16 protein-coding genes are annotated in these 20,020 nt (G+C 66.5%); 14 read left to right on the plus strand and 2 right to left on the minus strand.

Annotation, left to right across the window (positions count from 1 at the left end):
* Positions 1–184: 184 nt before the first annotated feature.
* Complete coding sequence (locus tag MRUB_RS07340) at positions 185–949, minus strand: TIGR00282 family metallophosphoesterase (protein WP_013013711.1); 765 nt, start codon at positions 947–949, stop codon at positions 185–187.
* Positions 950–1,002: 53 nt separating this feature from the next.
* Positions 1,003–3,021, minus strand: a complete 2,019-nt coding sequence (locus MRUB_RS07345; protein ID WP_013013712.1) for a thioredoxin domain-containing protein — start codon at positions 3,019–3,021, stop codon at positions 1,003–1,005.
* A 36-nt stretch (positions 3,022–3,057) separates the two neighbouring features.
* On the opposite strand from MRUB_RS07345, the gene MRUB_RS07350 reads away from it, so the two are divergent.
* From MRUB_RS07350 to guaD, 14 genes are all read left to right on the plus strand, one after another.
* On the plus strand, positions 3,058–3,534 hold the full coding sequence (locus MRUB_RS07350; protein ID WP_013013713.1) for an RDD family protein: 477 nt from the start codon (positions 3,058–3,060) through the stop codon (positions 3,532–3,534).
* A gap of 6 nt (positions 3,535–3,540) precedes the next feature.
* The gene (clpS, locus tag MRUB_RS07355; protein ID WP_013013714.1) at positions 3,541–3,837 is read left to right on the plus strand and encodes an ATP-dependent Clp protease adapter ClpS; all 297 of its coding nucleotides are present in this window, start codon (positions 3,541–3,543) and stop codon (positions 3,835–3,837) included.
* Positions 3,838–3,919: 82 nt separating this feature from the next.
* A complete protein-coding gene (locus tag MRUB_RS07360; RefSeq protein ID WP_013013715.1) occupies positions 3,920–4,564 on the plus strand; it encodes a cation efflux transmembrane domain-containing protein in 645 nt (214 codons plus the stop codon).
* Between the two features lie 57 nt (positions 4,565–4,621).
* A complete protein-coding gene (gene clpA / locus MRUB_RS07365; RefSeq protein WP_013013716.1) occupies positions 4,622–6,862 on the plus strand; it encodes an ATP-dependent Clp protease ATP-binding subunit ClpA in 2,241 nt (746 codons plus the stop codon).
* Positions 6,863–6,983: 121 nt separating this feature from the next.
* Positions 6,984–8,369 (plus strand): xanthine dehydrogenase small subunit, encoded by a 1,386-nt coding sequence (locus tag MRUB_RS07370; protein ID WP_013013717.1) that lies wholly within the window; start codon positions 6,984–6,986, stop codon positions 8,367–8,369.
* Positions 8,366–10,684, plus strand: a complete 2,319-nt coding sequence (xdhB, locus tag MRUB_RS07375) for a xanthine dehydrogenase molybdopterin binding subunit (protein ID WP_013013718.1) — start codon at positions 8,366–8,368, stop codon at positions 10,682–10,684. Before MRUB_RS07370 ends, xdhB begins: the two co-directional genes overlap by 4 nt.
* A gap of 31 nt (positions 10,685–10,715) precedes the next feature.
* Positions 10,716–10,946, plus strand: coding sequence for a type II toxin-antitoxin system Phd/YefM family antitoxin (locus MRUB_RS07380; RefSeq protein ID WP_013013719.1), 231 nt, complete (start codon positions 10,716–10,718; stop codon positions 10,944–10,946).
* Between the two features lie 93 nt (positions 10,947–11,039).
* Positions 11,040–11,879 carry a xanthine dehydrogenase accessory protein XdhC gene (xdhC, locus tag MRUB_RS07385; protein ID WP_013013720.1) on the plus strand — a complete coding sequence of 280 codons (840 nt, stop codon included), beginning with the start codon at positions 11,040–11,042 and terminating at the stop codon, positions 11,877–11,879.
* A gap of 44 nt (positions 11,880–11,923) precedes the next feature.
* Positions 11,924–13,420 carry an ABC transporter ATP-binding protein gene (locus MRUB_RS07390; RefSeq protein ID WP_013013721.1) on the plus strand — a complete coding sequence of 499 codons (1,497 nt, stop codon included), beginning with the start codon at positions 11,924–11,926 and terminating at the stop codon, positions 13,418–13,420.
* The gene (locus tag MRUB_RS07395) at positions 13,417–14,472 is read left to right on the plus strand and encodes an ABC transporter permease (RefSeq protein WP_015586937.1); all 1,056 of its coding nucleotides are present in this window, start codon (positions 13,417–13,419) and stop codon (positions 14,470–14,472) included. The genes MRUB_RS07390 and MRUB_RS07395 overlap by 4 nt, the downstream gene beginning before the upstream one ends.
* 322 nt (positions 14,473–14,794) lie before the next feature.
* Entirely contained in the window at positions 14,795–15,667 is an 873-nt protein-coding gene (locus tag MRUB_RS07405) for an ABC transporter permease (protein ID WP_013013723.1), read from the plus strand.
* 48 nt (positions 15,668–15,715) lie between these two features.
* Positions 15,716–16,864 (plus strand): BMP family ABC transporter substrate-binding protein, encoded by a 1,149-nt coding sequence (locus tag MRUB_RS07410; protein ID WP_013013724.1) that lies wholly within the window; start codon positions 15,716–15,718, stop codon positions 16,862–16,864.
* Positions 16,865–16,972: 108 nt separating this feature from the next.
* Positions 16,973–18,718: an adenine deaminase gene (gene ade / locus MRUB_RS07415; protein ID WP_013013725.1), complete on the plus strand. Its 1,746-nt coding sequence runs from the start codon at positions 16,973–16,975 to the stop codon at positions 18,716–18,718.
* A 6-nt stretch (positions 18,719–18,724) separates the two neighbouring features.
* Positions 18,725–20,017, plus strand: coding sequence for a guanine deaminase (gene guaD, locus MRUB_RS07420; protein ID WP_013013726.1), 1,293 nt, complete (start codon positions 18,725–18,727; stop codon positions 20,015–20,017).
* Positions 20,018–20,020: the final 3 nt, after the last annotated feature.

Genomic DNA, 20,020 nt, shown 5'->3' on the forward strand with positions numbered 1-20,020 from the left:
GCGTTTGTAATCTGGACTGCATTTCTATTCAAAAACCCGTCCCGTGGGATGCTATAGGCGAAATGCGGGGGCTTTTTTCTAGCCGAAAAACCCCGCCCAGATACCTTGAACGGAACTGTTCCAAACCGCCTGGCTGGCCCTATGCGCACGAAAGAAAGTGCATGAATTTGCAGAAAGCTGTGGGCTACGCCGGCTCATCCCAGCGCATAGGCCGGATCGAGGTGCACCGGCCCCCTTCCAAAACCAGCTCGGTGGCGCAGAACATGGCCCGCCCCGGGGCAGCCTTGAAAGGGGTGGGCCGCTGGGTGATGAAGCGACCCAAAAAGCTCTCGATCTCGCCCCCGATGATGGAGTGAATGGGGCCGGTCATGCCCACGTCGGCCTGGATGGCGGTGCCGTTGGCTAGAAAGCCGGCATCGGCGGTCTGGACGTGGGTGTGGGTGCCCAGCAGGGCCGCGATCTTGCCGTCCAGGTAGTGGCCCAGGGCGTATTTTTCGCTGGTGGCCTCGGCGTGCACCTCGAGCAGCGCGTAATCGTGCTCGACTTCGGCCAGTAAGGCCTCGCTGCTGCGAAAGGGGTCGTAGAGGTTCAGGCCCATGTTGACCTGGCCCATTACCTGCATCACCAGGAGTTTTTCACCCCCGGCCTCGAGCACCCAGTGCCCTTTTCCGGGGGTGCCGGGGGGGTAGTTGAGGGCGCGGATGATGGGCTCGGTTTCAATGAGCTGGTAGATGTCTTTGTGATCCCAGGCGTGGTTGCCCAGGGTGATCAGGTCGGCGCCGGCCTCACGCAGTTTGCGGTAGGCTGGCTTGGACAAGCCCTTCCCATGGTGGGCGTTCTCGCCATTGACGATGACCAGATCGTACTGGGGGCGCAGGTCGGGGAGGTGCATTGCCACAGCTCGTAAACCCGGATCGCCATAGACGTCGCCAACAAATAGGACGCGCATGAAACCAGCTTATCGCGGCTTACGGCCTTCCAGGGTGCAAAAAACCACCCGCTTTAGCCTGGGATGCTTGCACTGGGGTAGATGGCTTGAAGCTCCCCCCGTAGCTGTTCCAGCCTGTCCACGGGGAGGCGGCAGGCCCCATGCTGGCACAGATAAGCCCGACCGGGCTGGCGGCTTTGCAGAACCGGGAGGGTGTTGGGCGGGCCATAGATCAGGGTGGTGAGCGGTAAAAACCAGCTACGCAGGGCATCCATCATGGCTGCCGGCGCTGCCACGGCCAGCTCACTGCCCAGGGTGCCCACCAGGTGGGCCTGGAGCATGGCTGGAAAGCCAAAGGCGTTGTGTAGCAGGCGCTGGGCGTTGGATTCCACCGTTGTCAGCGCAGCCTGGTGCCAGTCCGGGCGCTCGTAAAGCGCTGCCAGCCGGAACAGCAGCTCGGCTGCCACCGCATTTCCCGAAGGGTACGGTCCATCGTAGGCATCGAGGGCCACCACCGGCAGGGTTTGATCCAGCGAGTCGCGGAAGGCCCCCGTGGGCTCTTTGAAGTGGGTCAGGATGGCTTCGGCTAGTTGCCGGGCACCCTCGAGCCACCCCACCTCCCCAGTGGCCTCAAAGAGCGCCAGCAGGCCCAGTCCATAATGGGCCTGGTCGCTCAGGTAGGCCTGGGGCTTGAGCTGGCCCTGGCGCCAGCTATGCCGCAGCAGGCCGTCGCGGTACATCTCCTGCATCACAAACGCGGCGTTTTTGCGGGCGGCCTCGATGTAGCGGGGCTCTTCCAGCCAGCGCCCCACATCGGCCAGGGCCCGCAGCATCAGGCCGTTCCAGTCGGCCAGCACCTTGTCGTCGGTGAGGGGTGGGGTGCGCTGCTGCCGCGCGGCGTACAGGCGGTGGCGCACGCTCTGTACCCAGCGTTCGAAGGCTTCGGGCCCCAGGCCCAGGTGTTGCATCAGGGCCGCATCGGGGATGCGCCGCTCGAGCACGTTGGTGTGCTCCCAGTTCCCGGCCTCCGAGACCCCAAACAAGAGCATGGCGGCCTCGGCCTCCGCGCCCAGAACCCGGCGGAATTCCTCGGCCTGCCAGACATAGAATTTCCCTTCCACCCCCTCCGAGTCGGCGTCCTGGGCCGACCAGAAACCACCCTCTGGCCCGGTCAGCTCGCGCAGCACGTAGTCCAGGGTTTCTTGGGCAATCCGTTGGTAGCGCCGGGCTTGCTCGAGGGAGGCCTGGGGCATCCGGCTGGCTGCGGCGTAGAGCCGGGCTAGCTGGGCGTTGTCGTAAAGCATCTTTTCAAAGTGCGGCACCCGCCAGATGTGATCCACGGTGTAGCGATGAAAACCGCCGCCCACCTGGTCGTAGAGGCCGCCCTCGGCCATCCGATCCAGCGTGAGCTGTAGGTGCTTCCAGGCTGCCTCATGGCCCAGCCAGGCCTGCGTGAGCAGGTAGCCCAGGGCGGGCGATTGGGGAAACTTGGGGGCCCCACCGAAGCCGCCGTGGGCTGGGTCGAAGATTCTGGAAAGTCCGGCCAGGGCGGTGCTGTGCAGGTCATCCGGCAGGGCGCCCCCCCGCGGCTTGAGCTGATCCTGCAGGTAGGTGGTGAGCTGCTCGGCGTTCTCCAAAACCTCTTTTTGCTGGTGCAGCCAGGCGTTGTGCACACCGGCCAGCACCCGCCGGAAGCTGGGGAAGCCCTGCCGATCTTCGGGCGGCCAGTAGGTTCCACCAAAAAAGGGGCGCAGGTCGGGCATCAGGAACATGTTCATAGGCCAGCCGCCCGAGCCGGTCATGGCTTGCAGGGCCGACATGTAGACCTGATCCACGTCGGGCCGTTCTTCCCGGTCTACCTTGATGGGTACGAAATGGGCATTCAGAAATTGCGCCACCTCGGGGTCTTCGAAGCTTTCCCGCTCCATCACGTGGCACCAGTGGCAGGTGGCATAGCCCACCGACAAAAAAATGGGCTTGTTTTCGGCCCTGGCTTTGGCGAAGGCCTCCTCGCCCCAGGGGTACCAGTCCACCGGGTTATGGGCGTGCTGCAGAAGATAGGGGCTGCTCTCCTTAGCAAGTCGGTTTGGCACACCCCCAGCCTAGCCACTGGGCCTTAGAGTAAAAGTGTGGTGGGACGCAAGCTTACCCGCGCGACCGTGCGTTACCTGGCCCGCCGCTTGCTGGCTGGTTTGATCGACCTGGGCGTGCTGGCCGGCTTGCAGTTTGGCATTGTGCGGGCGGTAACCGCGCTGTTTCCACCCACCCACCCAGGCCACCACTTTTCAACCGAGGGCCTGATTCTATTTGGCCTGTTCTCCCCGCTGGCCTGGTTTACCTACGCGGTGCTGCCGCTGGCCCGCAGGGGCCAGACCCTGGGCAAGGAGCTGATGGGGCTCTGGGTGGTGAACCAGGTAGGGCGGCCCCCCAGCCTGTGGCAGGCCTTTGTGCGGGAAAGCCTGGGGCGCTGGCTGAACGCCATGGTGCTGAACCTCGGCCTGCTGCTGGTGCTGTGGGATCGAGACCACCAGGCTTTGCACGACATGGTGGCGGAAACTTTCGTAGTGATGCTGCGAGCGCGGCAGGGCAGCGGTTTGCTAGACTAAAAAACCGTGAGCGACACCGCTACCAAGACCCGCAGTCAGACCGCTACCCGCACCCCACCGCGGTACAAGGTGTTGCTGCTCAACGACGACTACACCCCCATGGACTTTGTGGTGGAGGTGTTGATGCGGTACTTCAAGAAGAGCAAGCTCGAGGCCACCCGCATCATGCTGCAGGTGCACCACGCGGGGGTGGGGGTGGCCGGGGTGTACCCTTTTGAAATTGCCGAGACCAAGGTCAACCAGGTGATGGCGGCGGCCAGCGCCGAAGGCCATCCGCTGCAGTGCACCATGGAGCCCGAGTAGGGCCGGTTTTTGATGCCGGAATTGCAGTATCCAAGGTGCCAAACGTACAAAAAAGCGTCGGTGCCTGGGGTAGGGTTTGGGTATGTATCTTTCTTCCCAGGATCAACGTTGGTACCGGCTGGCCTTTGCTCTAGCGATTCTGACCGTTGTCTATAACCTGCTCGAGGGCCTGGTCTCGGTCTGGTTTGGTGCTGCCGACGAGTCCCTGACCCTTTTTGGCTTTGGCCTCGATAGCTTCATCGAGATGATCTCGGGCCTGGGCATTCTGGCGATGGTGCTGCGCATCTGGCGGCACCCTGGGGCGCCCACGGGCCGCTTCGAGAAAACCGCCCTGCAGATCACCGGCACCGGCTTTTACGGGCTGACCGGGATTCTTTCGGTCATGGCCCTCTACAACCTGAGCACCCAGCACAAGCCCGAGACCACCCTGGCGGGCGTGGTGATTGCGGTCATCTCGATCTCGCTGATGTGGGCGCTCATCCACTACAAGACCCAGGCCGGTCGAGCCCTGGGCTCGGAGGCCATCCTGGCCGATGCCAAGTGCGCGCGGGTCTGCATGTATATGTCCGGCCTGCTGCTTTTTTCCAGCCTGGTGTACTCCTTGAGCGGCATCTGGTTTGTGGACAGCCTGGGGGCCTTGGGCCTGGCCTACCTGTCCTTTACCGAAGGCCGCGAAGCCTTTGCCAAGGCCAATGGCGCTGAATGCAGTTGCCACGCCGGAAGCTAGTGGGCGACTTTTGGAACAATCTGGACCCACCGGCCTGCTAGACTCGAGCCAGCAGGTATGGAGACCCCCCTGACCCCCACCCTTGAACGTTCCATCCGCCGCGCGCTGGGGATTGCCCTCGAGCGCGGGCACGAGTACGCCGGCCTCGAGCACCTGCTCCTGGCCCTGCTCGACGACCCCGACGCCAGCCGGGTGTTGCAGTACTGCAAGGTCAACCTCGAGCACCTGCGGGCTTTGCTCGAGGAGTCGCTGCGCCAGTTTGAGTCGGTTCCAGGCAGCGAACCCGAGCCTACCACGGCCTTTCAGCGGGTGATCCAGCGGGCGGTCTTGCAGATGCGCTCCGCCGGGCGCGACCAGGCCAACGGGGCCAATGTGCTGGTGGCCATCATGGACGAGCGGCAGTCGGCGGCCTACGCCCTGCTGGAGCAGCTCGGCGTGAGCCGGCTCGACCTGACCTCGGCCATCTCGAGGGGGGCCCTGCCGCGGGGGGTATCGTCCAACATCGAGCCCGTGCAGGTGGGCGAGGAGGGCGCGGGCGTGGCCGAGAACCCCCTCGAGGCCTACTGCACCAACCTGACCGAACGGGCCCGCAAGGGTGAGCTCGACCCGCTCGTTGGGCGGGAGAAGGAGCTCGAGCGCATCCTGACGGTTCTTTCCCGCCGGCAGAAGAACAACCCCCTGCTGGTGGGCGACCCGGGGGTGGGCAAGACCGCGCTGGTGGAGGGGCTGGCCCAGCGCATTGTGGCCCCGACCGTGGCGCTTGCCCTGCCCAGCCGGCTGGTGGGGGCCGAGGTCTTCGCGCTGGACATGGGCAGCCTGCTGGCCGGCACCCGCTACCGGGGCGACTTCGAGGAGCGGCTCAAGGCGGTGATGAAGGCCCTCGAGGCCCATCCCAACGCCATCCTGTTCATAGACGAGATTCACACCATCGTGGGGGCCGGCTCCACCACCGGCTCTACCGTAGACGCCAGCAACCTGCTCAAGCCGGCCCTCACCGGCAAACTCCGGTGCATTGGGGCCACCACCTTTGCCGAGTACAAGCACTTCGAGAAAGACCGGGCCATCGCCCGGCGCTTCCAGAAGATTGACATCGGCGAGCCTTCCCACGCCGACGCGGTGAAAATCCTGGAGGGGCTCAAGCCGCGTCTGGAGGCCCACCACCAGCTCACCTACACCAAAGCGGCCCTCGAGCGGGCGGTGGAGCTGGCAGCCCGCCACCTCTCCGAGCGCCGCCTGCCCGACTCCGCCCTGGACGTGCTGGACGAGGCCGGGGCCGCCCAGGCCCTGCTGCCGCCAGGCAAGCGCAAGAGCCGCATCGGGGTGGCCGAGGTCGAGGCCACCGTGGCCCGCATCGCCCGCATTCCGGCCAAGAACCTGAGCCGCGACGACGAGGCCGTGCTGGCTAACCTCGAGCAGGAGCTAAAACGCGCGGTGTTCGGGCAGGACAGGGCGGTGGAGGAAGTCGCCAGCGCCATCAAGCTCGCGCGCGCCGGCCTGCGCGACCCGCAAAAACCCATGGGTTCGTACCTGTTCGCCGGCCCCACCGGGGTGGGCAAAACCGAGCTGGCCCGCCAGCTCGCGGCCTCCCTGGGGGTGCCGCTGCTGCGCTTCGATATGTCGGAGTACATGGAGAAGCACTCGGTCTCGAGGCTCATCGGTGCGCCGCCGGGCTATGTGGGCTTCGACCAGGGCGGCCTCCTCACCGACGCGGTGCTGCAAAACCCCCACTGCGTGCTCCTGCTGGACGAGATCGAGAAGGCCCACCCCGACCTCTACGCCATTTTGTTACAGGTCATGGACTATGGCCGGCTCACCGACCACAACGGCAAGACTGTGGACTTCCGCAGCACCATCCTGATCATGACCACCAACGCCGGGGCCGCCGAGGCCAGCGAGCTGCGGGTGGGCTTCCTGGGGGGCACCCGCAGCGAGGCCAGCGAAGAGGCCCTCAAGCGCCTGTTCACCCCGGAGTTCCGCAACCGCCTGGACGCCATCGTGCACTTTAACCCGCTTTCCCCGGCCATCATGCAGCAGATTGTGGGCAAGTTCCTGGGGCAGCTCGAGGCCCAGCTCAAGGAGCGCAAGGTGGCGCTCGAGGTGCAGCCCGAGGCCATTGCCTGGCTGGCTGAGCACGGCTACGACCGCCTGATGGGGGCCCGCCCGCTGGCCCGGCTGATCCAGGAAAAAATCAAGAAACCCCTGGCCGATCTGCTGCTCTTTGGCCCGCTCAAGCAGGGGGGGCGTTTGCAGGTTGTGCGCCAGGGCGAGGAGATTGCCCTGAAAGCCCATTCCGCTTGAAGGCCTGTCCACAGTTCCCGCCCTGCCAAGAAGAGGCTGAATGGAAAACCGCACGCCAGTCTGTATCGCCACAAGCGGTACAATAGGTCACCATAGATAGCCGGACTCCAGGAGGGCTTGGGTGGCCGAGTTGAGCTTTCAGTTGAATGGACGACCCGTTCAGATTTCCGATGTAGACCCGCACACCACCTTGCTTGCGTGGCTGCGCCAAATGGGCCTGACCGGTAGCAAAGAAGGCTGTGCAGAAGGGGAGTGCGGGGCCTGTGCGGTGCTGCTGCGCAAGCCCGACGACCGGGGCTCGCGCCTCGAGGCCGTCAACGGCTGCTTGCTGCTGCTGCCCAGCCTGGCCGGTCAGGAGGTCTGGACGGTGGAGGGGCTTTCTTCCGATGCGCAGCTCCATCCGGTTCAACAGGCCATGCTGCAGGGGGGCTCGCAGTGCGGCTACTGCACGCCAGGGTTTGTGGTCAGTATGGCGGCGGAGTACTACCGCAAAGGTCGCGAAGGGTTCGACCTCGAGGCACTCTCCGGCAACCTCTGCCGCTGCACCGGCTACCGGCCCATCCGGGACGCGGCGCTTGCGCTGGGCCAGCCCGCCCCCGACGACCCCCTGGCCCGCCGCTGCCGGGAACCCGCCCCAGCCCTGGGCCCCCTGCACTACCAGGCCGGCCCCACCTACCTGCGCCCGGCCTCCCTATCCGAGCTTTTCCACGCCCTGGAAGAGCATCCCCAGGCCCGGCTGGTGGCCGGCGGCACCGATGTGGTGGTGGAGGTCAACCAGCGCTTCGCTCGAGCCCAGGTATTTCTCGACCTGAGCGCCCTGCCCGAACTCCAGACCCTGCGCTGGGGCCAGGGCTATGTCGAGCTTGGCGCGGGGGTTCCCCTGAGCGAGCTCGAGCGCTGGCTAAATGGCCGCATCCCCCTCCTGGCGGAGTGGTTTCCGCTGTTTGCCTCGCGCCTGATTCGCAACCGGGCCACCCTGGGGGGCAACCTGGGCACCGCCTCGCCCATCGGCGATGGCCCGCCGGTCTTACTGGCCCTGGGGGCCGAGGTGGTGCTTGCCAGCGCGGTAGGGGAGCGGGTGCTGCCGCTCGAGCGCTTCTTCACCGGCTACCGCCAGACCGCCCGGCAACCCGGCGAGGTCATCCGCGCGGTGCGCATCCCCCTGCCCCTGGCCCCGCAGGCCCGCTTCTACAAGGTGGCCAAACGGCGCATGGACGATATCTCCACGGTGGCCGCCGCCTTTGCCCTGCGGCTGGAAGCCGGCCTGGTGCAGCACATCCGGATTGGCCTGGGTGGGGTGGCTGCCACCCCGGTGCGGGCCTACCAGACCGAGGCCTTTTTGCAGGGCAAGCCCTGGGATGGGCGCACCGTGCGGGCGGCGGCCGAGGTGATCCGGGGCGAGTTCAGGCCCATCGACGATCACCGGGGCAGCGCGGCCTATCGCACGGCCATGCTGGGGAACCTGCTGCACAAGTTCTATGCCGAGACGGCGGAGGTGTGGGTATGAAGGTGGTGGGCCAAGCAATTCCCCACGAATCGGCCAGAGAACACGTGACTGGACGGGCGCTTTATACCGACGATTTATGGCCCCGCTACCCCCAGACCCTCCACGCCTGGCCGGTGCAGGCCCCCCACGCCCATGCCCGCGTGCTGCGCCTCGAGCCCGCGCCGGCCTACCGGGTGCCGGGGGTGGTGCGGGTGCTCACCGCTCAGGACGTGCCGGGCCTGAATGACTCCGGCATCAAGGGCGACGAGCCCCTGTTTCCTGCCGAGGTGATGTACCACGGCCAGGCGGTGGCCTGGGTGCTGGCCGAGACCGAGGAAGCCGCGCGGCTGGGGGCGGCGCAGGTGGTGGTGGAGTACGAACCCCTGCCGGCCATCCTCACCATCCAGGAGGCCATCGCCCAGGGGAGTTTCCAGGGGGCCACCCTGCAGGCCCGCCGGGGCGACCTCGAGCAGGGCTTCAGCGCCTCGGCGCGGGTTCTGTCGGGGGCGCTGCACCTGGGGGGGCAGGAGCACTTCTACCTCGAGACCCAGGCCTCGCTGGCCCTGCTCGACGAGACCGGCCACATCCTGGTGCATTCCTCCACCCAGCACCCCTCCGAGACCCAGGAGGTGGTGGCCCAGGTGCTGGGCCTGCCGCGCAACCAGATCACGGTGCAGTGCATCCGCATGGGCGGGGGCTTTGGCGGCAAGGAGGTGCAGGCCAACCCCTACGCGGCGGTGGCGGCTTTGGGGGCCTACCTGACCCGGCGCCCGGTGCGGGTGCGGCTTCCCCGCCTGCAGGACATCACCCTGACCGGCAAGCGCCACCCCTTCTACGCTCGCTGGAAGGTGGGCTGCTCCGAGGAAGGGCGGCTGCTGGCCTTGCAGATCGAGCTCTTCTCGGATGGGGGCTGGTCGCTGGATCTGAGCGAGGCGGTGCTGGCCCGTGCAGTCTGCCACATTGACAACGCCTACTTTATCCCCCACCTCGAGGCCACCGGGCGGGTCTGCAAAACCCACAAAACCTCCCAGACCGCCTTTAGGGGCTTTGGCGGGCCGCAGGGCATGGTCTTTATCGAGGAGGTGCTCACCCAGGTGGCCCAGACTCTGGGGCTGCCGCCGGAGGTGGTGCGGGAGCGCAACTTCTACGGACTGTCCGACGACCCGCAGACCCGCACCACCCACTACGGTCAGGAGATCAAGGACGTGGAGCGCATCCGCCTGATCTGGAACGAGCTCAAAAGCAGCGCCGAGCTCGAGCGCCGCCGCCAGGAGGTCGCGCTTTTCAACGCCCAGAACCCCCACCGCAAGCGGGGTCTGGCCATCACCCCGGTCAAGTTCGGCATCTCCTTCAACTTCACCACCTACAACCAGGCCGGAGCGCTGGTGCTGGTCTATCAGGACGGCTCGGTGCAGGTCAACCACGGGGGCACCGAGATGGGCCAGGGGCTTTACACCAAGATTCAACAGATTGCCGCCGAGGCCCTGGGGGTGCCGCTCGAGGCCGTCCGCCTGATGCCCACCCGCACCGACAAAGTTCCCAACACCTCGGCCACCGCGGCCTCCACCGGGGCCGACCTGAACGGGGCCGCGGTCAAGGATGCCTGCGAGAAAATCAAGGCCCGGCTGGCCGGGGTCGCGGCCCAGCGCTTCGGGGTGAACCCCGCCGATGTGGTGTTCGAGGGCGGCCAGATCTGGAGCATCTGGAAGCCCGAGGAGCGCCTGGCCTTTGCCGAGGTGGTGCGGGCCGCCTACGCCCAGCGGGTGCAGCTCTTTGCCGATGGCTTCTACCGCACGCCGGGTCTGCACTGGGACAAAACCCGGATGCAGGGCAAGCCCTTCCACTACTTCGCCTACGGCGCGGCGGTGAGCGAGGTGGAGGTGGACGGCTTCACCGGCCAGTACGCTTTGCGCCGGGTGGACATCCTGCACGATGTGGGCGACTCGCTCTCGCCGCTGGTAGACCTGGGCCAGGTGGAGGGGGGCTTTATCCAGGGCCTGGGCTGGCTCACCTTAGAAGACCTGCGCTGGGACGCGGAGGGCCGCCTGGCTACCCGCTCGGCCAGCACCTACAAGCTGCCCAGCTTTTCCGAGCTGCCCCCGGTGTTCAACGTGCGGCTCCTGCCCAAAGCCACCGAGACCGGGGTGGTGTACGGCTCAAAAGCGGTAGGGGAGCCCCCCCTGATGCTGGCCATCTCGGTGCGCGAGGCTCTGCGTGACGCGGTGGCGGCTTTTGGTGCAGGGGGCTACGTGGAGCTGGCCTCGCCGGCCACGCCCGAGGCGGTCTACTGGGCCATTGAGCGGGTTCGGCAAGGGGCCTTGGTGTCTGGGGATTGATAAACTCGGCGTTTCAAACCAAACTAGCCTCATGCCAACGGTGGTCAATGTGGGCCAAGCAAAAACGCACCTCTCGAGCCTGCTCGAGCGGGTTCGGGCAGGGGAGGAGATCATCCTAGCCAAGAACGGCCAGCCCTACGCGCGGCTGGTGCCGCTGGAGAAACCCCAAAAGCGCAAGCTGGGCCTCATGAAAGGGCTCGGGAAAGTGGATAAAGCGTTCTTTGAGCCGCTTCCCGAGGAAGATTTGAAGGAATGGGAATGAAGGTGGGGCTTTTGCATGGATGCTGGCATTGGTTTGGTTAAGCCTGGCGTCGAGCTCTTGAAAGGAGCCTCGCTGGGCTAGGCTGGAGGAACGATGCGCTGGTTTGAGCACCTGGCCCAACTAACCGAGCGCAAGCAGCCCCTGGTGTTGGTCACCCTGGTGGTGGTGCGGGGCCATGCGCCCCGCGAGGCCGGGGCCAAGATGCTGGTGACGGCGGAGGCGGTCTACGGCACCATTGGGGGTGGGAACCTTGAGGCCACCGCCATTGGGCTGGCGCGGCAGATGCTGGCCGTGGGCGCTGCCAGCCCTCAGATGCACACCCTGCGGCTCACCGAACAGGCCCCGGCCGAGTACGGCGTGCAGTGCTGTGGGGGCGAGGTGACCATCCTGCTCGAGCGGGTGACACCGGCCCGGCCCACCGTGGCCCTCTTTGGGGTGGGGCACGTGGGGCTGGCCCTGGCCCGGGTGCTCTCGATCTGCCCGGTGGCCCTCTGGCTGGTGGACTCGAGGGCCCCCATGCTGAACGAGGCGCGCCTGGCACCCCTGCACCACGGCCCGGCCGAGATTAAAGCCTTCCACGCCCCTATCCTGGACGGGGTGGTGAGCGACCTGCCGGCGGGCGCGCACCTGGTGGTCATGACCCACGACCACGCCGAGGATCTGTTCGTGCTCGAGATGGCCTTGCGCCGCGCCGACCTGGGCTATATCGGCCTTATTGGGAGCGCGGGCAAGTGGGCCCGCTTCCGGCAGAAGCTGAAGGCCCAGGGTTTTACCGATCAGGACTTGCATCGGGTCACCACCCCCATCGGCCTGCCGGGGGTCAGGAGCAAAGCGCCGGAGGCCATCGCCATCGCCACGGCGGCCCAGTTGTTGCCGCTGCTCTTTGAGGAAGCGCCCCCCGCGAAGCCCGATCGGAAAGAGCTGACCGACTAACCCCGGCTACCGGCCCACAGCTCTTTTCTGTATGATTTGCGGCAATGTCGGCGCTGCTCGAGCTCAAAAACATCACCAAGCGTTTTCCGGGCGTGGTCGCCAACGACGGGGTGAGCCTCGAGGTCTACCCCGGCGAGGTGCTGGCGCTCTTGGGGGAGAACGGGGCCGGTAAGTCCACCCTGATCTCCATCCTCTACGGCCTCTACCGCCCCGACGAAGGGGAGATTCGGGTGGAGGGCCGCCTGGTGCGCATCGCCTCCCCCATGGACGCCCTCCGGCTGGGTATTGGGCTGGTGCCCCAGCACCCCACGCTGGTAGGCCGCCACACCGTGGCCGAAAACCTGGCCCTGGGCATTGGTAGCCCCTTTTTCCCAGTCCAGCGCATCGGGCCCCTGGTGGAGCGAATCGCCCAGGGCTACGGCCTGCAAATAGACCCCAGGGCCCCGGTGCACCAGCTCTCGCCGGGCGAGAAGCAACGGGTGGAGATCGTGCGGGCCCTGCTGCGGGGGGCCAAGGTGCTCATCCTGGACGAGCCGACCAGCGTGCTCACCCCCCAGGAGGCCGAGGCTTTGTTCAGGGTTATGCGCGAGCTGCGGGCGGCGGGTAAGTCGCTTATCTTCATCTCCCACAAGCTCGAGGAGGTTTTGTCCATCGCCGACCGCTGCACGGTGCTGCGTCGGGGGCGGGTGGTGGGCAGTTTGCCCAGGGAAGAGGCCAGCAAGCCCAGGCTGGCCGAGCTGATGGTGGGGCGCAGCGTGAGCTTCGAGCGCAAGCGGCAAAGCGCCTCGCTGGGAGAGGTGGTGCTCGAGGTCGAAGACCTCAAGGCCCGCTCGAGCCGCAACCTCCCGGCCTTGCGGGGGGTTTCTTTTACGTTGCGTGGGGGAGAGATTCTGGGCCTGGCTGGGGTGGCAGGCAACGGCCAGAGCGAGCTGGTGGAGGTGCTGGCAGGGCTCCGAAGCATCGAGGCGGGCTCGGTGCGGCTCCTGGGGCAGCCTCTGCCGCCCCACCCAGCGCGACTGTTCGATATGGGAGTGGCCCACATCCCCGAAGACCGCATCCAGATGGGCACCGTGCCCAGCATGAGCGTGGCCGAAAACCTGGCCCTGCGCACCTTCGACCGGCCCCCCTGGGCCCGCGGCGGCCTGCTCAACCCCCGGGCCTTTGAAGAGGAAGCCCGGCAGCAGGTGCAGGCCTACGCCATCGCCACCCCCAGCCTTGGCACCCCCTCGAGGCTCCTTTCGGGCGGCAACATCCAGAAGGTCATCCTGGCCCGCGAGCTGGCCGGGAAGCCCAGGTTGATTCTGGCTGTACACCCCACCTACGGCCTCGATATCGGGGCCACCGAGCAGGTGCACCGGGTCTTGCTGGAAAAAACCCAGCAGGGGGCGGCAGTGCTCCTGGTCTCGGAGGATCTGGAGGAGCTGCTCTCGCTCTCCGACCGCATCGGGGTGCTCTACCGGGGGGCCTTGCAGGGGCCGTTTGCGGTGGAGGAGGTCTCGCGCGAGGCCATCGGCCTGTGGATGACCGGGGGTGCGGCGTGAGGCTCGAGCCCCTGGTGAATGCCTCGGCCGGGCGGGTGCTGGGGGTCACGCTGGCCGCGTTGGGGCTGGCCTTTGTGCTGGTGGGCGCGGTGTTTGTGGCCTATGGGCAGAACCCGCTCGAGGTCTACCGCATCATGCTCACCGGCACTCTACTGGACGCCAAGGGCTGGCAGGAAATCCTTCGCCGCAGCATCCCCCTGCTCTTGATTGGGGTGGGCCTGACCCTGGCCTTCCGCGCCCAGTTCTACAACATCGGGGCCGAGGGCCAGCTTTTGCTGGGGGCGGTGCTGGCCGCCGGGGTGGCCCTTTTCGTGCCCTTGCCGGCGCCCCTGAGCCTCCCGGCCATGGCGCTGGCCGGGGCGCTGGGTGGGGTGCTGTGGTGCGGCCTGGCGGCCTGGCTGCGGCTGCGCTTCAGCGTCAACGAAATCCTCTCCACCCTGATGCTCAACTACGTGGCCCAGTCGCTGGTCATCTTCCTCATCAACGGCCCCTGGCGGGGCAAGGATGTGCGGGGCTACATCTACTCCGACCGCTTCGCCGAGTACCAGCAGATTCCGGTCTGGGCGGGCTCGAGCGTGCACTGGCCCACCCTGTTGCTGGGGGTGCTGCTGGCCCTGGTCTTGCAGTTCGTGCTCTTCCGCACCACCCTGGGCTTCCGCATGCGCATCGTGGGGGAGAACCCAGGGGCCGCGCGCTACCTGGGGATTGCCCAGGGCCGGGTGCTGCTGCTGCTGGCCCTCATCACCGGGGGCATGGCCGGTCTGGCCGGGGTGGGGGAGATTGCGGGCATTCACCACCGACTCATCGAGCCCAGCCAGCTTTCCAGTGGCTATGGCTTTACCGCCATCATCGTGGCCTGGCTGGCTCGAGGCCACCCGGCCCTGGTGCTCCTCACCGCCCCCCTGATGGGCCTGGTGCTGGCCGGGGGCGACCTGCTGAAGGTCAGCCTCAATATGCCCTTCCGCATCGTGGATATCTTCAGCGGGGTGATTTTGTTCTGCCTGATTGGCTCGGAGCTTTTTTTGCGTTACCGTGTCCGCTGGGGCAGGTAAGACGAACCCAATGCCTGCCGGGAGCGGTTATGCTGGTACGAACTTATGCGAACCACGCTGGACTTGCCCGATGACCTGTACAAGCGACTCGAGCAGTTGGTTGTTCGGGAGGGGAGACCCTTGAGGGAAATAGTGCTGAGGCGCTTGGAGGAGGGTTTGAATCGTCAAGCTACCAGTACGGCTCAACGTATCCTGCCCGTCGTGCCGGAGGCGGGTCGTAGGATGAGGGCTTACGCGCATGCGGAGCCATGGGGTCTTTTGGATGAATAAGCGACTTTAGGCGCTTCAGTGGTCTAAGCTACGTGTTGTTGTAACTGCGTGTATGGAAGAGATCATCAACGCCCTGGCTCGAGCCCTATCCTTTGGCACCCCCCTCTTAATTGCCTGCTTGGGGGCCATCCTGAACGAGCGGGCCGGGGTGGTGAACCTGGGGGTGGAGGGCATGATGGCCCTGGGGGCCCTGGCCGGTTTTGCGGTGGCCTACGGCAGCGGGGCGGGCGATGGCAACCTCTGGCTGGCGGTGCTGGCGGCCATGCTGGCCGGGGCCATGGCCGCTTTGCTGCACGGCTTTGTGACCATCACCCTGCAGGCCAACCAGTTTGTCTCGGGCCTGGCCCTGACCATGGTGGGCCTGGGTACGGCGGGCCTGCTGGGCAAGCGCTTTGAGGGGCTGCCGCTCTTCAACCAGCCCCCCGAGTGGCCTTTCACCCTGGGGGCCTTTGTGCTGGCGGGTCTGCTGGCGTTTGTGTTGTATGCCACCCGGACGGGGCTTTCGCTGCGTTCGGTGGGCGAGAACCCGGCGGCTGCCGACCTGCTGGGCATCAACGTACTGCGGGTGCGCTACGCTGCGGTGGCGGCGGGTGGGTCGCTGGCCGGGCTGGCCGGGGCCTACCTTTCGCTGGTCTACCGCCCCTCCTGGACCGATGGTATGACCGCGGGGCTGGGCTGGATTGCGGTGGCGTTGGTGATTTTTGTGGGCTGGAGCCCTGTGCGGGCCGTATTCGGGGCGGTCTTTTTCGGGCTTCTGTACTACCTGCAGTTCCGGTTGCAGGGGCAGGTGGCCGTCCCTTCAGAGGTATTTGCGAGCCTGCCCTACCTTCTGGTTATACTTGTGCTGGCTTTGTCCGGGCTGCGCGGGCAGCAGGGCAACGCCCCTGAAGCGCTGGGAAAACCCTATCGGCGAGGTGAACGCTAAAGCCTACCCGACAAGGGCATGTTGGGTGGGCTGGTTGAAGGGGGATGTATGCGAAAGACTTGGTTGATCGGTACGGTGATGGCGCTGGTGCTTGGCCTGGGGATGGCCCAGCAGTCCAACCTCAAAGCCTGCTTTATCTATGTAGGCCCCATCGGCGATGTGGGCTGGACTTACGCCCACGACGAGGCCCGGCGGGCTGCTGAGAAGGCCATTCCGGGTCTTACCACCCAGTACGTGGAGTCGGTTAAGCCGGCCGACACCCTGGCCACGGTAGACCGGCTGGTTGCGGGCGGTTGCAACGTAATCTTCACCACCTCCTTCGACTTCATGGATCCGACCCTCGAGGCCGCCAAGAAGTACCCCGAGGTCATCTTTGCCCATGCATCCGGCTTTAAGCGGGCCCCCAACATGCTCACCTACATGGCCGATTTCTACCAGATCTACTACCTGAACGGCCTGATGGCGGGCGCCCTCACCAAGAGCGGCAAGGTGGGCTATGTGGCGGCTTTCCCCATCCCCGAGCTCAAGCGCCACATCTCGGCTTTCGCCCTGGGCGTGCGCGCGGTCAACCCCCGGGCCACCGTGAATGTGAAGTGGATCAACGCCTGGTACGACCCCGTGAAGGCCCGTGAGGCCGCCGAGGCCCTGATGGCCGAGGGCAACGATATCCTGGCCTTTACCGAGGACACCGCCACGGTCATCCAGACCGCGGCCCGGCGCCGGGTGCCCAGCTTCAGCCACTACAACTCGATGTACAAGTACGCGCCCGACTACGTGGTCTCGGGGCAGTTGGTGGACTGGAGCGTCATTTACATCGACATCCTGAAAAAGGTGCAGAACGGCACCTACACCCCCAGGAACCTGCAAAACGTGGACTACTGGTGGCTGGCCCGCGAGAAAGCGGTGATGCTGGGGGCCCAGGTGGGCATGCCCATCAACCCCAAGTTCGAGGCGGCCCTGAAGCAGGCCAGCATGACCGTGAACGGCAAGAAAGTGAGCGTCTACGACCGGGTGATGGAGCTGTACAAAGACATCCAGAGCGCCAACCCCAAATGGGATCCCTTCACCGGCCCCATCCGTGACCGCAACGGGATTCTGCGCGTGCCGGCAGGGCGCAAGATGACCGTGAAGGAGCTCAACGAGATGCAGTGGGTGGCCCCTGGGGTGGTGGGCCCGGTGCCAGACGAGCCCAAATAATCTCAGCGGAAGCTTTCTGCCTGGCCTGGTCTGTCCAGGCCAGGTTTTTTTGGCAGGGCGGGCCTGCGCTTGCGAGGGGCCTGGGCTTGCCTGTACCATGCGCAGAACATGAACCTCCAGCTATCCGATCTCCAGTACGCAGTGGACGTGGCGATGGGCCGTCAGCCGGGAAGCCTGCTGCTCAAAAATGCGCGGCTGGTCAATGTGTTCACGCTGGAAATCCAGCACACCCACATCCTGCTGGCCGGGCGGCTGATAGCCGCGGTGGGGCCGGCGTACGCTCAGGCCCCGGCAGCCGAGGTGGTGGATCTGGAGGGCCGCTGGGTGGCCCCCGGCCTGATTGACGGGCACGTGCACCTCGAGTCCTCCCTGGTCTCGCCGGCGGAGTACGCCAAGGGGGTGGTGCCCCGGGGGGTGACCGGGGTGGTCACCGACCCCCACGAGATCGCCAATGTGGCCGGGGTAGCGGGCATCGAGTGGCTGATGCAGGCCAGCGAGGGGCTGCCCCTGGAGGTCTGGATCACCGTGCCCTCCTCGGTGCCTTCCACGCCCCTCGAGACCAGCGGTGCGGTGCTGGGGCTGGCCGAAATTGAGCGGCTGCTGGCCCACCCGAGGGTGGTGGGGGTGGCCGAGCTGATGAGCTTTCCGGCCATCCTGGCCGCCGACGCCACCGAGCTTGGCAAGGTGCTCCTGGCCGAGCGCTCCCGCAAGTCGCCCGAAGGCCATGCCCCCACCCTGGTGGGGCCTGCGCTGCAGGGCTATTTAGCCAGCGGCATCGCCTCCGATCACGAGAGCACCACCCTGGAGGAGGGGCGGGCCAAGCTCGAGGCCGGCTGCTTCCTGATGGTGCGCGAAGGCTCGACCACCCGCAACCTGGAGGCCCTGGCCCCGCTGCTGCGCCCGGAACATGGTGAGCGCATCGGCCTGGTGACCGACGATCGGCTGCCCTCCGACCTGCTCAGGGAGGGTGGGGTGGACTTCCTGGTGCGCAAGGCCATCGGGCTGGGGGTAGACCCGGCCTATGCCATCCGCGCCGGTAGCTGGAACGTGGCCCGCCACTACCGTCTTTTGCGCCGAGGCGCTATTGCCCCCGGCTTCCAGGCCGACCTGGTGGTGCTGGACGACCTGCACAGCTTCCGGGCCCAGGCCGTCTACCAGCAAGGCCGCCGGGTGGCCCGCCAGGGGCGGCTGGAGGTGGCCCTGCCCAAGACCGAAGTCTCGGGGGCGGTTTCGCACACCGTGCGGCTGCCCGAACTGCACCCCCAGGATCTGCAAATACCGGCCAGCCCGGGGAAGGTGCGGGTGATCCGGGCCATACCGCACCAGGTGCTAACCGCCGAGGAGCACCTCGAGCCCACCGTGCGCGATGGGGAGGTGGTGGCCGACCCCAGCCGCGACCTGGCCAAGCTGGTGTGTTTTGAGCGCCACGGCAAAAACGGCCGCATCGGTAAGGGTCTGGTGACCGCGTTTGGCCTGCAAAAAGGAGCCCTGGCCTGCACGGTGGGCCACGACCACCACAACCTGATGGCGGTGGGGGTCTCGGACGCCGACATCGTAACGGCGGCCCGCCGGCTCTGGGCCCTGGGCGGTGGGATGGTGGCGGTGGCCGACGGCGAGGTGCTGGCCGAGCTGGCCCTGCCCATCGCCGGCCTGATGACCGATGAGCCGCTGGAGGTGGTGGACGCCCGGCTACAGGACCTCGAGGCCGCCGCCAAAACCCTGGGGGTGACCCTGCCCGACCCCTACATGGCGCTTTCCTTCCTGGGCCTGGCGGTGATCCCCGAGCTGCGCCTGACCGACCACGGTCTGGTGGATGTGCGGCAGGGGGCGGTGGTGGGGCTCTTTGTAGAATAGGTCGGCATGACCGTTCTACTGCGTGGCCTGATCCTTCACACACCCCACAACCCCTTCCATACCGCCGGGGCCCTCGAGGCCTTTTCCGACGGGGGATTGGCTCTGCGGGATGGGCAGATCGTCGCGCTGGGCAGCTTTTCCGAGGTTCGAAAACACCACCCCGAGGCCCCGGTGCAGGACTGCCGCGAAGGGGTGCTGCTGCCGGGACTGGTGGACACCCACGTGCACTACCCGCAGACCCGGGTGATTGGCGCGATGGGCTACTCGCTGCTGGACTGGCTGGAAAAGCGCACCCTGCCCCTGGAGGCCCGGCTTTCCGACAACAGGCTGGCCCGTGAGCTGGCCCGCGAGTTCGTCTGGCTCCTCTTGCGCAACGGCACCACCACCGCGCTGGTCTTCGGCTCGCACTTTCAGGGGGCTACCGCCAACCTGTTTGGGGCCGCCGAGGACGTGGGCCTGCGCATCATCGCTGGGCAGGTCTGCTCCGACCGCATGCTGCGCCCCGAGCTGCACACCACCCCCGAGCGGAGCTACGCCGAGCAGAAGATGCTCATCCAGCGTTTTCATGGCCGGGGCCGGTTGCGCTACGCGGTGACCCCCCGCTTTGCCCTCTCGGCCTCGGAGGGGTTGCTCGAGGTCTGCCAGGCGCTTTTGCAGGAGCACCCCGACCTGCACTTCACCACCCACATCAACGAGAACCTCGAGGAGATTCGCACCGTAGCCGAGCTTTTCCCCTGGAGCCAGCACTACCTGCACACCTACGACCGCTTCGGCCTGGTCACCGAGCGCTCGGTCTTTGCCCACAACGTCCACCCCACCGAACCCGAACTGGCCCGCCTGGCCGAAGCCCGGGCGGCCATCGCCCACTGCCCTAGCTCCAACGCCTTTATCGGCAGCGGCATCTTCCCCATGAACCGACACCTGCGGCACGGGGTTCGCTTCGGGCTGGGCTCGGACGTGGGGGGCGGCACCGGGTTCAGCCTGCTCAAGGAGGGCCTGATGGCCTACCTGGCCCAGCGCTACGCCCCCGAGGGGGTGGGCCTGACCCCGGCCCACCTGCTTTACCTGGCTACCCAGGCCGGGGCCGAGGTGCTGGGCCTGGGCGAGACCGTGGGGAGTTTGACCCCCGGCAAGGCCGCCGACGTGATCTGGGTGCGGCCCGAACCCGGCAGCACCCTCGAGGTGCACTTCCGCCACCTGGACTCGGCAGAGGACTTGCTGGGCTCGCTCTTCACCCTGCACGGCGAGGCCCAGGTGCACAGGGTCTGGCTCGAGGGCCGCGAAGTGATGGTATCTTGACCC

The sequence above is a fragment of the Meiothermus ruber DSM 1279 genome, from assembly GCF_000024425.1.
GTDB lineage: Bacteria > Deinococcota > Deinococci > Deinococcales > Thermaceae > Meiothermus > Meiothermus ruber.

Bases quoted from the DNA above. Each gene is read 5' to 3' on its own strand.
- MRUB_RS07340 (WP_013013711.1), bottom strand. From the start codon at position 949: ATGCGCGTCCTATTTGTTGGCGACGTCTATGGCGATCCGGGTTTACGA.
- MRUB_RS07360 (WP_013013715.1), top strand. From the start codon at position 3,920: ATGTATCTTTCTTCCCAGGATCAACGTTGGTACCGGCTGGCCTTTGCT.
- clpA (WP_013013716.1), top strand. From the start codon at position 4,622: ATGGAGACCCCCCTGACCCCCACCCTTGAACGTTCCATCCGCCGCGCG.
- xdhB (WP_013013718.1), top strand. From the start codon at position 8,366: ATGAAGGTGGTGGGCCAAGCAATTCCCCACGAATCGGCCAGAGAACAC.
- MRUB_RS07380 (WP_013013719.1), top strand. From the start codon at position 10,716: ATGCCAACGGTGGTCAATGTGGGCCAAGCAAAAACGCACCTCTCGAGC.
- xdhC (WP_013013720.1), top strand. From the start codon at position 11,040: ATGCGCTGGTTTGAGCACCTGGCCCAACTAACCGAGCGCAAGCAGCCC.
- MRUB_RS07390 (WP_013013721.1), top strand. From the start codon at position 11,924: ATGTCGGCGCTGCTCGAGCTCAAAAACATCACCAAGCGTTTTCCGGGC.
- MRUB_RS07405 (WP_013013723.1), top strand. From the start codon at position 14,795: ATGGAAGAGATCATCAACGCCCTGGCTCGAGCCCTATCCTTTGGCACC.
- MRUB_RS07410 (WP_013013724.1), top strand. From the start codon at position 15,716: ATGCGAAAGACTTGGTTGATCGGTACGGTGATGGCGCTGGTGCTTGGC.
- ade (WP_013013725.1), top strand. From the start codon at position 16,973: ATGAACCTCCAGCTATCCGATCTCCAGTACGCAGTGGACGTGGCGATG.
- guaD (WP_013013726.1), top strand. From the start codon at position 18,725: ATGACCGTTCTACTGCGTGGCCTGATCCTTCACACACCCCACAACCCC.